The 16,091-nt window shown below is 59.7% G+C and carries 14 protein-coding genes; 8 read left to right on the top strand and 6 right to left on the bottom strand.

The genetic code is table 11. The features are described from left to right. Positions 1-69 precede the first annotated feature (69 nt). The 6 genes from RUH64_RS06040 (at position 70) to RUH64_RS06015 (ending at position 6,479) form a co-directional block, all read left to right on the top strand. Positions 70-1,641 carry an ABC transporter permease subunit gene (locus RUH64_RS06040; RefSeq protein WP_313812108.1) on the top strand — a complete coding sequence of 524 codons (1,572 nt, stop codon included), beginning with the start codon at positions 70-72 and terminating at the stop codon, positions 1,639-1,641. Then, a complete protein-coding gene (locus RUH64_RS06035; RefSeq protein WP_313812106.1) occupies positions 1,641-2,528 on the top strand; it encodes a sugar ABC transporter permease in 888 nt (295 codons plus the stop codon). Before RUH64_RS06040 ends, RUH64_RS06035 begins: the two co-directional genes overlap by 1 nt. 71 nt (positions 2,529-2,599) lie before the next feature. Then, positions 2,600-3,589: an HAAS signaling domain-containing protein gene (locus tag RUH64_RS06030; RefSeq protein WP_313812104.1), complete on the top strand. Its 990-nt coding sequence runs from the start codon at positions 2,600-2,602 to the stop codon at positions 3,587-3,589. A 52-nt stretch (positions 3,590-3,641) separates the two neighbouring features. Next, on the top strand, positions 3,642-4,397 hold the full coding sequence (locus tag RUH64_RS06025) for a TetR family transcriptional regulator (protein ID WP_313812102.1): 756 nt from the start codon (positions 3,642-3,644) through the stop codon (positions 4,395-4,397). 120 nt (positions 4,398-4,517) lie between these two features. Continuing rightward, positions 4,518-6,029, top strand: a complete 1,512-nt coding sequence (locus RUH64_RS06020) for an MFS transporter (protein ID WP_313812100.1) — start codon at positions 4,518-4,520, stop codon at positions 6,027-6,029. A gap of 48 nt (positions 6,030-6,077) precedes the next feature. Next, complete coding sequence (locus RUH64_RS06015; RefSeq protein ID WP_313812098.1) at positions 6,078-6,479, top strand: META domain-containing protein; 402 nt, start codon at positions 6,078-6,080, stop codon at positions 6,477-6,479. Here the strand turns inward: RUH64_RS06015 and RUH64_RS06010 are convergent. The 4 genes from RUH64_RS06010 to RUH64_RS05995 all read right to left on the bottom strand — a co-directional run bounded on the left by RUH64_RS06010 (position 6,476) and on the right by RUH64_RS05995 (position 10,481). After that, positions 6,476-8,119 carry an ABC-F family ATP-binding cassette domain-containing protein gene (locus tag RUH64_RS06010; protein WP_313812096.1) on the bottom strand — a complete coding sequence of 548 codons (1,644 nt, stop codon included), beginning with the start codon at positions 8,117-8,119 and terminating at the stop codon, positions 6,476-6,478. The genes RUH64_RS06015 and RUH64_RS06010 overlap by 4 nt on opposite strands. A 46-nt stretch (positions 8,120-8,165) precedes the next feature. Continuing rightward, positions 8,166-8,828, bottom strand: a complete 663-nt coding sequence (locus RUH64_RS06005) for a phosphoribosyltransferase family protein (RefSeq protein WP_313812094.1) — start codon at positions 8,826-8,828, stop codon at positions 8,166-8,168. A 66-nt stretch (positions 8,829-8,894) separates the two neighbouring features. Further along, a complete protein-coding gene (locus RUH64_RS06000) occupies positions 8,895-9,338 on the bottom strand; it encodes an HD domain-containing protein (protein ID WP_313812092.1) in 444 nt (147 codons plus the stop codon). Positions 9,339-9,578: 240 nt separating this feature from the next. Further along, the gene (locus tag RUH64_RS05995) at positions 9,579-10,481 is read right to left on the bottom strand and encodes a LysR family transcriptional regulator (RefSeq protein WP_313812090.1); all 903 of its coding nucleotides are present in this window, start codon (positions 10,479-10,481) and stop codon (positions 9,579-9,581) included. A 125-nt stretch (positions 10,482-10,606) separates the two neighbouring features. Here RUH64_RS05995 and RUH64_RS05990 point away from each other — a divergent pair, with 125 nt between their 5' ends. Both RUH64_RS05990 and RUH64_RS05985 read left to right on the top strand, forming a co-directional pair. Continuing rightward, on the top strand, positions 10,607-12,019 hold the full coding sequence (locus RUH64_RS05990; protein ID WP_313812088.1) for a M20 family metallopeptidase: 1,413 nt from the start codon (positions 10,607-10,609) through the stop codon (positions 12,017-12,019). A gap of 8 nt (positions 12,020-12,027) precedes the next feature. After that, positions 12,028-13,356 (top strand): MFS transporter, encoded by a 1,329-nt coding sequence (locus RUH64_RS05985; RefSeq protein WP_313812086.1) that lies wholly within the window; start codon positions 12,028-12,030, stop codon positions 13,354-13,356. A gap of 115 nt (positions 13,357-13,471) precedes the next feature. Here RUH64_RS05985 and hpaD read toward each other — a convergent pair whose 3' ends face one another. Together hpaD and hpaE are read right to left on the bottom strand one after the other, a co-directional pair. After that, positions 13,472-14,569 carry a 3,4-dihydroxyphenylacetate 2,3-dioxygenase gene (gene hpaD, locus RUH64_RS05980; RefSeq protein WP_313812084.1) on the bottom strand — a complete coding sequence of 366 codons (1,098 nt, stop codon included), beginning with the start codon at positions 14,567-14,569 and terminating at the stop codon, positions 13,472-13,474. 34 nt (positions 14,570-14,603) lie between these two features. Further along, positions 14,604-16,091, bottom strand: a 1,488-nt coding sequence (gene hpaE / locus RUH64_RS05975) for a 5-carboxymethyl-2-hydroxymuconate semialdehyde dehydrogenase (protein WP_313812082.1), incomplete at its 5' end; no start/stop codon positions are given.

Genomic DNA, 16,091 nt, shown 5'->3' with positions numbered 1-16,091 from the left:
CCCGACTCCGCACCTCGGGGCAACGACCACGGACGTTGCCCCGATCATCAATCCAGGAACATCTCTCCGATGACAATGACGCAAGAACGCAAGCCGCCAGAGCTCTCGCGCACCGCACAGCGCTTCGCCCGGGCCTCCTCCACCTCAGTGGGTGCCATGTTGGCAAAGATCATCATCATTGCGGTGGTGGATGCAACCGCGCTGTTTGCGGTGTTCACCGCCCTCGGCCAGAAGGCCTGGGCCATTGCAGCGGTCATCGCTGTCATCGCCGTGGCGGTCAACGTGGTGTATTTCAAACGAGGCTGGCTGCCCGCAAAGTACTTACTGCCTGGCACGATCTTCCTGTTGATCTTTCAGGTCTTCGTGATTGGCTACACCGGATACATTGCCTTTACCAATTATGGTTCGGGACACAACTCCACCAAGGACGATGCGGTGATGGCGCTGCTGCAGTCCAATCAGGAGCGCGTCCCCGATTCTCCTGGTTATCCGGTCACCGTGCTTGAACGCCATGAAGACCTCTCGCTGTTGGTCGAACACGATGGCGCCCAGATGATCGGTGACAGCGACACACCACTGGCTCCGATCAGCGATGCTGAACTCTCTGAGTACACCCAGCTGCAGTTCGCCGACCTGCTCAACCGCCAGCAGGAAGTCACATCACTCTATGTGCCGATCAGTCAGGATCCCTCGCAGGGCTCGCTGCGCACATCCGACGGGCGCACCGCCTACCAATACGTCTCCACCCTGGTTTACGACCAAAGCACCGACACCATGACCGATTCGAAGACCGGTGTGGTCTACTCGGATACCGGAGTCGGCGCATATACCTCCGCCGATGGTGCTCAGCTGATGCCCGGGTGGTCAATCAACGTCGGCTTCGATAATTTTGTCCGCGCCTTTACCGATAGTTCGATCCGTTCGTCGCTCGCGACGGTGACGCTGTGGACCTTTGTTTTTGCCTTTCTCTCGGTGGCAACTACCTTCTTCCTCGGGCTGTTTTTGGCCATCGTTTTCAACGACCTGCGCATGAAAGGCAAGAAGATCTATCGGGTCATCTCCATTCTTCCCTATGCTTTCCCCGCATTCTTGGGCGGCCTGGTCTGGGCGGGAATGCTCAATCGAGACTTCGGATTCATTAACCAGGTGCTCCTCGGCGGGGCACAGATTCCCTGGCTGACGGATCCCTGGCTGGCCAAATTCTCGGTGCTGTGGGTGAACCTGTGGCTTGGATTCCCCTATATGTTTTTGGTCTGTACCGGTGCGCTGCAGGCAATCCCCGATGAGCTGGCAGAAGCTGCAAAGATCGATGGAGCGAAACCCTTCCAAATTTTCCGTCTGATCAAGCTGCCGTTGCTGCTGGTATCGGTTACTCCGTTGCTGATCAGCTCCTTCGCGTTCAATTTCAACAATTTCAACGTGATCTACATGCTCACGGAGGGAGGGCCGCGCCTGGAAGATGCCGGACTGAACGTGGGAGCGACCGACATCCTGATCTCGATGGTTTACAAGGTGGCCTTCATTGGCTCGCAGCGCGACTACGGACTGGCCAGCGCCTTCTCGATCATTATTTTCGTGCTCGTTGCGTTGATTGCGGTCATCAGCTTCAAGCAGACCAAGGCACTAGAGGAGCTGAACTAATGAGCACCAGCACCGCGCATCAGACACCACGACGCAACTTCGGCAGGTGGTTTGCCGCAACAGGGTGGCGCCACCTTGTAGGCGTCGCATTGTGCATCTACGCAGCATTTCCACTGGTCTACGTGCTGTCAGCCTCGCTGAATCCCAACGGCACGCTGCTGTCATCCAATGGATTCTTCACCAGCATTGGATTTGAGAGCTACCGGGACCTCTTCACCAACCAGCAGCGCCCCTTCGCCGCATGGTTCGGCAACACCTTGTTTATAGGATTGACCACGGCAGCCGCCTCGGTCTTCATGGGCGCGCTGGCAGCCTACAGCTTCTCCCGCATGAGGTTCACCGGCCGCCGCTTTGGTCTGGTCAGCCTGCTGGTGGTACAGATCTTCCCTCAGCTGCTGGCAGTGGTGGCGATCTTCATCCTTCTGACCAGCCTCGGCGAGGTGTTCCCGCTATTTGGGATCGACAACCAAATCGCGTTGATCATGGTGTACCTCGGGGGAGCGCTGGGGGTGAACACCTACCTGATGTACGGCTTCTTCAACACGATCCCCGTGGAAATCGACGAAGCGGCGAAGATCGACGGGGCAGGCCACGCACGGATCTTCTTCACCATCGTGCTGCGCCTAGTGGCGCCCATCCTCGCGGTGGTAGGGCTGCTGTCATTCATCGCCAGTACCTCGGACTTCGTCATTGCCTCGGTGGTTCTGGTGTCTCCGGAGAAGCAGACCCTTGCGGTGGGACTCTACTCCTATGTATCGGAGGAATTCACCTCAAACTGGTCGGTGTTCGCCGCGGGGGCGGTTCTTGCAGCGCTGCCGGTGATGGCACTGTTCCTGTTCCTGCAGAAGTACATTGTCGGCGGTCTGACCGCGGGCGCAGGAAAGTAAGCGGTACAACCGTGGCGCGGCGCGGGGCACCAGAACCGGCCCGGTGATTGAAGTCCACGTAAGCTGAAGGGATGAAGTCGTACCTGCCACGAGCCGCCCGCAACTACCTGGAGCAGCTGCGGCGTGAACTGAGCTTTCTGACGGATGCAGAACGCCAGGAAATCCTGGATCACACCCGCGAGCAGATCCTGAAACTTCCTGGCAAGGGCCGGCGCAAGTCCGACCTGTATCGGCTGCTCGGCGAACCGCAGGCGCTCGCCGCCGGTTTCGCCCGCACCGAGCCGCAGGAACTGAAGGTCAGCAGCGGACGGCAGTTCCTGAGCCGTATTCTCGCCTGGCCGATCTTCGCCCTGGCGGTGCTCACCGCGGCGTTGATCGTGCTCAGTCCCTCGTCCATGACACTGGTGGAACCGCGCATCACAGGCTACGTCGAAGGGTCATGGCAGGGAACACTGACCCAGCTTGAACTGAACATGGGGTCGTACATCCTGTTGTTCGCCTTGATTCCAGTGGTCTTTAGCCTGCTGCCCCTGGTGCTGCGCGGGACGCTCGGTCTGATCATTCAATTACTGGGTGCCCTGGCCACCACCGCTGTCAGCCTCATCGGGGTGAACTCGTTGGGAGCGTTCTTCATCCCGCTGGCAGTGCTGCTGTGGGCGCAGGTGTTCACGCCGCTGCTGATGATGCGCGGGTCCATGGCAAGCCCGGGGCCTGGCTGGCTGATCAGCGCCGCTGTGGTGCTCATCGGAGCGGTGGCTGCAACGACGCTGTTGGGCCTTCGCAGCTTCAGCGGCGAACCGTGGCTGGTCGTCGCACCGGCGGCACTCCTCGTGGTGCTGGCTGTGCTGCTGCCTTTCAGGTGGCGCTGGGCTAATATTGGGCTGATTTCCGCCGGAGTGTTGGTGATGATCGCCGGGTGCGTGGCCTCGCTGGAGAGCATGTACCAGGCTCCATTGGTTTGGCCGTGGCTTGCCGGTTCCATGTCCTTCGCCGTCGGACACCTGGCCCTGGCAGCCGGAATGTGGCACGAACGGGCCCGGAATCTGCTGGCCCTGCTCTAAATAATTTATCGCAATATAGATTAAACACAGTTGCCGCAGATATGCTCCTGACATGAGCGAGCAATTGGCTGAGGACCAAGATCCTCAGCAGAATACCCCTGCCAAGCGCGGGCGCGGCAGACCGCGCAAGGATTCCGCATATGCCCCGCTGAGCAAGGAGCGCATCGCCGCCGCGGCACTGGAAATCGCCGGAGCGGAAGGTTATGCAGCACTGACCATGCATCGCCTGGCAGCCGCCGTCGATGTCACGCCGCGCGCACTGTACAACTACGTGAGCGACCGGCGCGAAGTGGTCAGCATGGTGGTTGCGCTCTTCGTCGAACAAAGCCCCTTCCTAGACCTCGATCCTGCCAACTGGAAGTCATCGGTGCGGGAGATCTACCATGAGTCCCGCAGAATGTATCGCGCCTATCCACTGGCAGCACTGGTGCCGGTAGAGGACCAGGTCGACGTCGACAGCGGGCCGCTGCGCACCGAACTGATGGAGCGCCTTCTTGCCTTCTACACCGCCCTCGGCCTGAGCCTGGAGCAGGCGCTGGCGCTGAGCCGTTCGTTGGAACGCGAGGCATTCGGATTTGTGCTGCAGGTCGACTACTATTTCGACCGCAACCCAACCATTGGGCGCACCTATGTCTCGCGTGCTGTGCCGGAACAATGGCTCGACCGCTATCCGCAGATCGATGCGCCGCTGGCGCGAGAGGCACTCTCGCTCCCGGTGCAGAGCAACGACGAGCTGTTCGAAGAACTCATCGAGCTGCGCATCATTTCGATCCAGGCGATGCTCGACCAGCGACCGCTCAGTGACTGATAGCGGTGAAAGGCGCGTGCGGGAATATCCTGCACTCGGTTGTTGCTGTACGAAGTACGCCCGGTGGCGCCCTGCCGACGACCGGGCAACTCCTAGTCACCCGCCGTTCTAAGGTTGTCCATGTCATCCAAGCCGCCGCCACCTGAGCAATCCCTTCCTTCGGCAACCGCTCAGCCATCCACCGTTGAGAGAAACGAAGAACTTTCGGGTGCGGCCCGTAACAAGCTCCTGGGCGTGCTGCTGGCGGTCATGTTCATGTCGCTGGTTTCGGTGAGCATCGTGAATGTGGTGCTTCCTTCCATCCAATCCTCGCTGCACGCCAGCGAGGCGGATATGCAGTGGGTGCTGGCCGGCTACGCTTTGACCTTCGGCGTGGTGCTGGTGGCAGCAGGTCGTTCGGGCGACCTATTCGGACGCGGCCTGATGTTCATCGCCGGCGTCGTGATCTTCACCGGCGCCTCCGTGCTGGCAGGTTTTGCCGGGGGTCCGTTGACACTGAACATCGCCCGATTCGTCATGGGCATCGGCTCCGGTCTGCTCAACCCCCAGGTGATGGGCCTGATCCAGCAGCACTTCCGCGGGGCAGCCCGCGGGCGAGCCTACGGTTTTCTGGGAACCATCGTCGGCTTTTCGGTGGCCATCGGGCCGGTGATGGGCGGGCTGCTGATCAACTGGCTTGGGCCGGATGCGGGGTGGCGCGCGACATTCCTGATCAATGTGCCTATCGGTCTGATCGCGGTGCTCATGGCATTCTTCTGGCTGCCCAAGCCGCTGTTCACCAAACCTGCAGGCAAGGTAGACCTGGATCCGGTGGGCACCATACTGCTGGCGGTCGGCATTTTCGCATTCCTCCTACCCTTCGTACAGGGCAGGGAACAACCCTGGCTCTGGTCGTTGCTGGCCGTCGCCCTGATCTGCCTGGTGTGCTGGGTGTTGTGGGAAAAGCACTACAAGGAACGCGGTTCCTCACCGATGGTCGAACTGTCGCTGTTCAAGATTCCAAGCTTCACCAATGGAACGGTGATTGCGGGGCTGTACTTCATGGGCGTCTCCAGCGTATGGGTGCTGGTGGCCGTCTATGTGCAGGAAGTCAACGGCTTCACGGCCCTGGAAGCGGGGCTGATAGCGCTGCCTGCCGCCCTGTGCTCGGCCTTCAGCGCAAACATTGCAGGTAAGTACGTGATGAGCGCAGGTCGACGCCTGGTCATCGGAGGTACGCTCAGCGCACTGTTCGGGCTGCTGGGCACCATTGCGGTGGTTGAACTGGAAGACCGGGGAGTGCTGAGCATCTGGTGGCTGCTGCTGACGCTGGCATTCATCGGCATGGCCCAGGGCTTCATCATCTCCCCGAACCAGGCACTGACCCTGATGGAGGTGCCGGTGCAGAACTCGGGCAGCGCCGGAGGACTGATGCAGACCTCCCAGCGCGTGGGCACGGCGGTGGGCATCGCCGTCATTACCGCGGTGTTCTTCGGAATCAACCACCTGGCCGGCTATGCCACGGCCATGTCGCTGTCCTTCGTTGCAATCATCCTGCTCGTGCTGGCAACGCTGTGGATCGCCGTCGTCGATTGGCGCCACGGACACGGCAAGGAACTGTCCGCACCCCAGCCGGCGACAGCAGTCGAGTAACGGCTGAAAGCTCTGGTCGCAGCCCAGATGCTGCCCTAGGCTGGTGCCATGAAACGACTTTTCGCGTTGCTGGTGCTGTCTGCGGCGGCATTGAGCCTGAGCGCCTGCGGACCATCCGACGAACCTGCCGATCAAACCAGCGCTCCCGCCCCTGTGGACCCGGGCGGCGCATGGGGTAGCCACGAGCAGGGACAGCCCTGGCTGGACCTCGGGGATGACGGAACGCTGACCGGCAACGACGGCTGCAACCGCCTGAGCGGCCAGTGGAAGGACAGCGATACCGGCATTGACTTCGGCGCCATGGCAAGCACCAAAATGTACTGCGAAGGCGTTGATACTTGGTTGAGCGGTGCAGCCACGGCAACCGTGGCCCAGGACGTCATGACCCTCAAGGATTCCCAAGGCGAAGTCATCGGCACCCTGCAGCGTACACAGTCTGCGGGCGACTAGGAGTACTGCACGCTGACCTGTCCCGACTGGACATTCCACCGGGCATCCAGCCTGACGTTGTCCAGCATCCTGCGGTCGTGGGTTACCAGCAGCAGCGCACCCTCATAGGCGTCGAGCGCCTGTTCCAATTGTTCGATGGCCGGCAGGTCGAGGTGGTTTGTCGGTTCATCGAGCACCAGCAGGTTCACCCCGCGCGCCTGAAGCAGCGCCATGGAGGCGCGGGTTCGTTCGCCGGGGGAGAGATCCGCCACCAGTGAGCCGGTCTGGGCGGCCTTCAAGCCGAACTTGGCGAGCAGGGTGCGGGCCTCGGCCGATGAATATTCGGGCACCGCCAGCTCAAAGGCGCTGCCCAACTCCAGCTGCGCCGGAAGCTGGGTACGCGGCTGGTCGATCAGGCCGATCTGCACCGAGGCGCCCAGGGCGCTGCTTCCCGAATCCGGGGCCAAGGATCCCAGCAAGAGATTCAGCAGCGTCGACTTGCCGGCCCCGTTCGGCCCGACGATGCCGATGCGGTCGCCCGCGTTCACCTGCACCGAGACCGGGCCGAAGGTGAAGTCACCGCGGGTGACCGCCGCATCGTTGAGCGTGCACATCACCGATGAACCGCGCGGCGCCGCGGCAATCGAGAACTGCAGCACCCATTCCTTGCGAGGTTCGGCCACCTCGTCGAGGCGGGCAATACGCGATTCCATCTGCCGCACCTTGGCAGCCTGTTTCTGCGCCGACTCGCTGTTCGCGCGGCGTTTGAGCTTGTCGCTGTCTGGCGCCTTGCGCATGGCATTCCGCACGCCCTGCGACGACCATTCGCGCTGGGTGCGCGCGCGGGCTTCCAGATCTTCCTTCTTGTCCTTGAACTGTTCATAGGCCTCGCGGGCGTGGCGTCGGTTGACCGTGCGCTCTTGCAGGTAGGAATCGTAGCCGCCCTCGTAGACTGCCACCTGATTCTGCGCCAGGTCGAGCTCGATGATTCCGGTGGTGCAGCGCGCCAAAAACTCGCGGTCATGAGACACCATGATGACCGGTGCACGCAGCGAAGAGACGAAACGTTCAAGCCTTTCGAGGCCGTCAAGGTCCAGATCATTGGTCGGTTCGTCGAGCAGGACCACATCGAAGCGGGACAGCAGCAAGCTTGCCAGCGCCACCCTGGCTACCTGGCCGCCGCTGAGCTGCGACATCAGGGTCTCTTCGGGCAGGGTGAATCCCAACTCTGCAAGAGTCTCAGGGATGCGTTCCTCAAGATCCACGGCCCCTGAGGCCATCCAGTGGTCAAAAGCCACGGCGTAGGCGTCCTCGGCCTCCGACCCACCGGAGGCCAGTGCCTCTGCGGTGGCTTCCATGGCGGAGGTGGCGGCCGTGCAGCCGGTGCGGCGGGAGATATAGGCGCCGATGCTTTCGCCCTCGATGCGTTCGTGTTCCTGAGGCATCCACCCGATAAACGCCGAATTCGGCGCGGTGGACACCGTACCGGCCAAGGGCCGATCGGCACTAGCCAGCAGACGCAGCAACGTGGTCTTTCCCGCTCCGTTGGCCCCCACCACCCCGTAGACGTCGCCGGGGGCCGCGGTGAAATTCAAGTCGGCGAACAGTGTGCGGTGGGTGTGCCCGCCAGAAAGATCCTTGGCGACAAGCGTTGCAGTCATAGGACAATTTTATTCTGCTGCATTACACCGAAATACCATCGAATGCCTAGGCGGCATCCTGCAGGTACCTATTGAGTTCCACCTGGCTTACCTGTTCGAAATGAACATAGTGCGCACCCACAGAGGTGAAGTTCTGCGGCTGCCAGAGCAGGAATACTTCGTCGCACTGTTGCTTGAGGCTCGGAACCAGATTTGCTGGACCCACCGGTAGCGCCACCGTGATGCTCGCGGGTTCGTGCTTCGATACCAGTTCCAACGCGGCGAACATCGTGGCCCCGGTAGCGATCCCGTCGTCGCAGATGATCACGTCCCTGCCTTGCAGATCGGAGGTATAGACGTCATAGACCTTTGCCAGTTCCTTAAGCTTCGCGCCGGTGTTTAGCTCGACTCGCTCAAGTTCGCCGGCGCCAAAATAGCGGATGGCGCGGCGGTGGATATCCGGGTTGAAATAGGTGCTCAGTTCACCGCGGTACCTCGCAATCGCGCCGAAAGCCAATTCTTGATTGCTCGGCACTCCAAGTTTCTTCACCGCTAGGACGCCGAGTTTTGAGCCCAGACTTTGGGCGACGCCTGCGGCGATGGGGACGCCGCCTCGCAGCAGGCCGAGAACTATATAGTCGGCAGCCGGAAGCGCTAGGGCGAGATTCATTCCCAAAACCGCACCCGCATGGGCACGATTCTCGTACTTTCCATGTTCTGCAGCATCCATATCCCCAGTCTTGTCCAACCGGTGACAATGTCAAGGGTTGACTAGGAGCTACTAGGAAGTGCGCGCCTAGCTGAGATTGAGCAACCGACGGGTGGCCGCATACTTCTCGGCAAGGCGTTCGCGGGTGGATTGATCAAGTAGTGCGGTGCGTGCAGGGTCTGTATTGTCTGCCAGGTCGGCTTCCTTGACCAGCAGGGCCAATGGATTGCCCCGGATGCCTGAGCAGTATTCTTCCATGCCTTGTCCTGAAGTCTTGCTGAGCAGCAGGACGGCATTCACCACGTCGGAGCTGATGCCTCGGGCCAACAGGTCTGCCGAGGTGAGAGGTGTGTCCTCGATGACATCGTGCAACCAGGCGGCCGCGATGGCCTGTTCGCTGCCACCTAACCGTTCGGCATGGGCGGCGACGCGGGCCGGGTGTCCGATATAGGCGGCCCCGAGCTTGTCCACCTGCCCTTCGTGAGCCGCGGTGGCGATGGATTTTGCCAGATCAATCAATGCTGTGTTCATGGTGCCTCCTGTGGCTGCGAACCAGTTTCTACGCTACCCGATGCTCCGCGAGGGTCGGGTCGTAGTTCATGGTGCCGGGCGTAAGGCACGGCAGAATTATGAACTACTTCTCCTGCGGTGAATTCAGGAGTTGGGCTTCGGGTGGTTCGCCAGTAGCCAGGGGCGTGGCCTAACTGCATGACGAACTGATTGCGTCAGTCTGAACTTCTGAATCGGCAGCGAGCACGTTTGCCGCGTTGATTACTCTTGCTCCGAGCCCAGCTGTGCAATGATGAGCTCGATCAGTGCGCTGACGAGTGCCGATCGTCGCCGACGCGGCATGGTGAGGACTTGAGCAGTCCGTTCGGAAAGTACTGGATGCTCAATCGATAAATACACCAGAGACTCATCAACATCCCGGCGGCGTGAATGCTTGCTCAGCAACGTCACGCCAACCCCCGAACGCGCGAACTCGACTGCTGGATTCACATGGTCGGTGGATAATGCGATGCGAGGTTTCAGTCCCGCCATTGCCGTGGCGATATCGAAGAGTTCGCGCTGAGTGATTCCCCTGGCCGGCATGCACAATGGATAGTCGCACACCTCGTCTAGACTCACCCGCGGTCGAGTTGCCAACGGGTGATCTACGGAAACTACAGCGTAGGCGGGTGCCGGCGTGGAGAATTCCACATTTACATCCCGTTGTGGTCCAAGTGCGAATACCGTTGCTAGATCGGCAGTGCCTTCAACGACTCGAACCGCGGCCTCAGCAGAGGGGAGGACCCGTAGATGTACCGAGGTCTGCGGGTATTGAGCGCAGAAAAGGGCGACCGCTCGAGATGTCGCATAGGCCGCGAGGCCTTCTGAACTGGCAACCTCAATAGTCTGCCCCGGGCCCAGAGCGAGTGCTGAAAGATCCTGCGCCAATTGTTCGCCTTCTGCGATGGTTCGACGGGTATGAGCCAAGAGAAGCACCCCCGCATCGGTCAACTCCATGCCACGGGCATGTCGGAGAAAGACCGCACTTCCGATTTGCCGTTCGAGGGCAGTAATCTGCCTGCTGATGGCAGACGCCGTTACATGCTCCGCGCGCGCGGCCTCTGTTATGGAACCTGTGGTGGCCACTTCATGAAAGTACTTCAGGGCCGTGGGTAAGGTTTGCACGTCGTACTTCTCCGTTCCGAGGTTTTCCTCAAAGTAAAAGCTCGTCGACAAAACGGCACTAGATCAGGATAAAAACTACTCCTAATGTGATTTAGAGTACACGAAACATCTTGAGGAGAATTTCCATGTCTAAGCATGAACTACTTGAAAAAGCAGACGAATGCGCGACTTCGGGACGATTGTTCGAGCAGCTAGCAACACTGGTAGCGCATCCGACTGTCAGTGGCACTGCCGAGGGCAGCATTGCGCTGGACTCATACCTCGGTAGTACCCTTCGCGATCGCCTCGAAAGTCTTGGATTCACCGTCGATCTAGACCTGAATTGGAATGGCAGCGGGAATTCATTTCTGCGGGCTCGACGAATAGAGCATGATGACTTACCCACGGTCTTGTGCTATGGCCATGCTGATGTTGTTGACGGTCAAGATGAACAGTGGAGCTTAGGACTTCAGCCGTTTGAGCTCACGGCCCAGGGGGATCATTGGTACGGGCGTGGGGCGGCCGATAACAAGGGGCAGCACTTGGTTAATTTGCTGGCACTTGAGTTTGTTTTGCAGCAGCGCCGGTCATTGGGTTTCAACATCACTTTCCTTTTCGAGGCAGGTGAGGAAATCGGCTCGCCGCAGCTTGATGAATACGCCAAAGCCCATCGTGCATCTTTGCAGGCAGATGTCTTCATCGCTTCAGATGGTCCACGTCAACGAGCCGAAGTGCCGACGATCTTCCTCGGCGCACGTGGTGGAGCAAGTTTTGAATTGTCAGTCCCGTTGCGGAACGGTGGATTTCACTCGGGAAACTGGGGCGGTGTACTGCGCAATCCTGCAACCACGTTAGCTGCTGCCATCGGTGTCTTAGTTGATGGTGACGGGCGGATTCGCGTGCCGGAGCTACTGCCGGAGAAGCTGCCATCGTCCGTGCTTCAGGCACTTTCCCGGGTTGAAGTCGGTGGCGACGTAAATGACCCGATAATTGATCCATCTTGGGGGGATCCTTCGCTGAGCACAGCAGAGCGACTCTATGGGTGGAACTCATTGGAAGTCCTGGCGCTGCAGGCTGCAAATATCGACGAGCCCATCAATGCAATTCCTGGCACGGCACGTGCCAATCTGCAGCTGAGATTCGTCGTCGGCACAGACCCACAGAAGTTCGAGTCGGCAATACGGGGAGCCTTGGATGACGCAGGCTACTCAATGGTGCAGCTTCGCATGGGGCAATATTTCCCGGCTAGCCGCATCGAACCGGATAATCCATGGGTTCAGTGGGCTAGCACGTCAATCACCGACACTATTGGGTACTCCCCGGTCGTCCTGCCCAATATTGGTGGGTCACTTCCTAATCAGGTTTTCGAACAAACCTTGGACCTGCCGACGCTGTGGATTCCCCACTCTTATCCAGGATGTAAACAGCATGCGCCGGATGAGCATGCCTTAGAGCCGGTGCTGCGTGAAGGGCTAAAAATGATGTGCGGACTCTTCTACGACTTAGGAACCTGCATGGAGCTTCCCAGCATGCCAACGTACGCCAAATCTGAGCGCTAGGACAGATCATGACCCGGAAACACACGACAATTTTGTCTGGAAATTCTCAAGATGCGCTGGAAGGATCTGGCGCCAAAAAGCAGTCCCTGTTCCGAGGCGTCGCAGCAGCGACCGTCGGAAATGCCATGGAATGGTATGACATCGGGATTTATGCATTGTTGGCAATCTACATCGGCCACAACTTTTTCCCGTCAGATAATCAAGCCATCGAGGTTATCCAGGCTTTTGCGGTCTTCGGCGTTTCTTATCTGATCCGTCCTCTGGGCGGATTGATCCTAGGATCCTACGCAGATCGTAAAGGACTAAAAAAGGGCCTCGTGCTCACAATTCGGCTAATGCTGCTCGGCACGGCGATCATTGCCCTGCTGCCTACCTATGACACCATCGGACTTTTGGCACCCATTGGGCTGGTACTGGGACGGTTGGTTCAAGGATTCTCTGCGGGCGGAGAGTTCGGCGCTGCAACTTCTTATTTGCTTGCTCAAGGCAAGCAACGCAAGGGTTTCCTGGGCAGTTTTCAGTTTGCCAGTCAAGGACTTGGTTCGTTGCTTGCTGCATTGACGGTGGTTACTTTGACGAGCATCTTGACTACGGATCAAATGAATGACTTTGGCTGGCGTATTCCATTCTTTATTGGGCTCCTGGTAGGGCCTGCCGGTTGGTGGCTCCGCAGAAACGTAGAAGAGATGCCGATCGCCGAGTCCGCAGTTCAGAAGGAGGCACAACGGACTAGGAAAGAACCGGTGCGGGAAGTATTTGCGCGCGAAAAATTATCGATTTTCATTGCTGGCGGCGCATTGGCTATTTCGACTGCTTTGAATTTCGTGCTTCAGTACATGCCGACGTTTGGCATCAAGCAATTGGGAATGGACCCGGCAGTTTCATTTACTTCATTGATCATTACCGGGGTAATTCTTACTTTCGCGACACCGTTGGTGGGTCATTTGGCTGATCGCGTCGGTCGACTTCGCATCATGATCCCTACTGCGCTAGGAATCATGCTAGTGACCATACCGCTGTTCCTCTGGATGACAGCTGCAAAAACCTTTACGGTGCTCGCCACCGTCATGGTGATTCTGGGGTTGCTTAAGGCTCTGTACTACGGGGCATTGCCGTCAGTCATGGCTGATGCATTCAGCGATGCCACGCGTGCAACGGGTCTTTCTTTCAGCTACAACGCCTCGGTAGCGATCTTTGGAGGATTCACCCCAATGATTTGTTCATTCCTGATCCAGAGTACCGGGCAAGATGTTGCCCCGGGATACTATCTGGCGGTGCTTGCAATCGTGAGCATATCCGCGCTCTTTGCTGGATTCCGCTGGCGAAATATACGTTGAGCGCTAGCGTCTAGCAAGCGACTCTGCAGACGCTTAAGCCCGGTGCCGCAAGTGAAGTTGAGATAAAAACTTCGCCGCCGCACCGGGCTTTTGACCTAGCTGGAGACCCTAAGGTTTAGAGCTGGTTGCCCAGCTTGAAGCCCTTGGAAGCCTGGCCATGGTACGAACCGTCTTCGTCGCCTGCACGGGTGTAGGAGAAGCCGTCGGCGCCAATGGTGACCTCAAGCTCCGAGTCGTCGGTGCGCTCGATGACTTCCTTGACATTGCCGTCCAGATCCAGCACGAAGGATGCCTCGGTGTACCAGGAGGGCACAACCGGGTTGCCCCACCAGTCGCGGCGCTGGTTGTCGTGCACGTTCCAGGTGATGGTCGGGTTGTCCGGATCACCGGTGTAGTAGTCCTGGGTGTAGATCTCGATGCGGTGGTCGTCCGGATCCAAGATGTACAGGTAGAACGCGTTGGACACACCGTGGCGGCCCGGGCCGCGCTCGATGCGGTCCGAGATGCGCAGCGCGCCCATCTTGTCGCAGATCTGGATGATGTTGTGCTTCTCGTGGGTAGAGAAGGCGACGTGGTGCAGGCGAGGGCCGTTGCCGCCGGTCAGCGCGGTGTCATGGACGGTGCCCTTGCGGTGCATCCATGCTGCATACGTGGTGCCTTCATCGTCCTGTATGTCCTCGGTAACGTGGAAGCCCAGGTCTTCGAGGTACTTGCGGCCGCGCGGTACATCCGGTGTGACCTGGTTGAAGTGGTCTAGACGAACCAGCTCGCCGGCCGAGTACAGGTCGTAGCGCATGTGCAGGCGCTCGACGTGGGTGGTCTCGAAGAAGAACTCGTAGGGGAAGCCCAGCGGATCTTCGACGCGGACCGAATCGCCGATGCCGCGGACAAAGCCTTCCTTGCGGCGCTCGGTGCGGCAGCCCAGTTCCTTGTAGTAGGCCTCCGCCTTGTCGACTTCCTCGGTAGAGCGCACTCGGAAAGCCATGGCCTTCAGCGCCGCCACCGGCCCCTTGGTCAGCACCAGGTTGTGGTGGATGAACTCTTCGAAGGAACGCAGGTAGATCTGGTTCTTATCTTCGTAGGACACATGCAGGCCCAGGACGTCCACGTAGAATTTGCGCGAGCGCTCCAGGTCGGTGACTACCAGTTCGGCGTAGGCGCAGCGCAGGATGTCCGGTGCTGGAACCGATGGCTTAGGGATTTCGTTGCTCATGACATTGCTCCTTTGCAAAGCAGAAAATTAGTGGTTAGGCGCCGAACTTCGGGGTGTGCACATCGCCCAGGGTGATGTGCACCGCCTGCTGGTCGGTGTAGAAGTCGATCGAGCGGTAGCCGCCCTCGTGGCCCAGACCCGAAGCCTTGACGCCGCCGAACGGTGAACGCAGGTCGCGCACGTTGTGGGAGTTGAGCCACACCATGCCGGCCTCGACGTTCTGCGCGAAGTTGTGGGCGCGCTTCAAATCGTTGGTCCATACGTAGGCTGCCAGTCCGTACTTGGTGTTGTTGGCCAGCTCCAATGCTTCCTCATCGGTGTCGAATGGGGTGATGGCGACGACTGGGCCGAAGATCTCTTCTTGGAAGATGCGGGCATCCGGTGCCACGTCGGCGAACACGGTCGGTGCGACGTAGGAGCCGTTCTCCTGGCCCTCGGGCAGGTTCTCCGGGCGGCCGCCGCCGGCCAGCAGACGGCCTTCGGACTTGCCGATCTCCACGTAGCTCATGACCTTGTCGTAGTGCTCTGGGTGGACGAGCGCGCCGACCTGGGTGGCTGGATCGTGCGGATCACCGACCTTGATGTTCTTTGCGCGGGCTGCGTAGGCCTGCGTGAACTTCTCGTAGATGCCGCGCTGGACCAGGATGCGCGAGCCTGCGGTGCAGCGCTCGCCGTTCAGCGAGAAGACGCCGAACAGGGTGGAGTCGATGGCTGCGTCGAAGTCTGCATCCTCGAACACGATGGCGGGGGACTTGCCGCCCAGCTCCATGGACATGCCCTTGAGGTTCTCCGCGCAGTTGCGGAAGATCAGCTGGCCGGTGGAGGATTCGCCGGTGAAGGAGATCAGCGGAACGCCCGGGTGCTTGACCAGTGCGTCGCCGGCTTCTTCGCCCATGCCGTTGACCAGGTTGAAGACGCCCTTGGGCAGGCCTGCCTCTTCAAAGATGGTGGCCCACAGCGAAGCGGAGAGCGGGGTGAACTCGGCCGGCTTGAGCACCACGGTGCAGCCCGAGGCGATGGAAGGAGCGAGCTTCCAGGATTCGAGCATGAACGGGGTGTTCCATGGGGTGATCAGGCCTGCCACGCCGATGGGCTTGCGGTTCACGTAGTTCAGCTGGGTGCCCGGAACCTTCAACGCGGTGTCATGCTGGGCGACGATCAAATCTGCGAAGAAGCGGAAGTTCTCTGCGGCGCGCTGCGCCTGGCCCTTGGCCTGGGTGATCGGCAGGCCGGTGTCGAAGGTTTCCATTTCGGCCAGGCGGTCCTGCTGGGCGAGAACGGCGTCGGCGATCTTGTACAGCACGTTGGCGCGTTCGCGCGGCTTCATCTTGGGCCAAGGGCCGTTCTTGAAGGCCTCGGTGGCGGCGGCGACGGCGGCGTCGATGTCTGCCTTCTGGCCTGCGGCTGCGGTGGTGTACGCGGTGTTGGTTACCGGGTCGAGCACCTCGAAGGTTTCGCCGCCGATGGAGTCGACGAATTCACCGTTGATGTAGTGCTGGATCTTGGCCGGCAGGTTTTCTGG

It is taken from the genome of Glutamicibacter sp. (assembly GCF_032154645.1).
GTDB lineage: Bacteria > Actinomycetota > Actinomycetes > Actinomycetales > Micrococcaceae > Glutamicibacter.
This window is presented reverse-complemented; position numbering and strand designations above follow the sequence as displayed.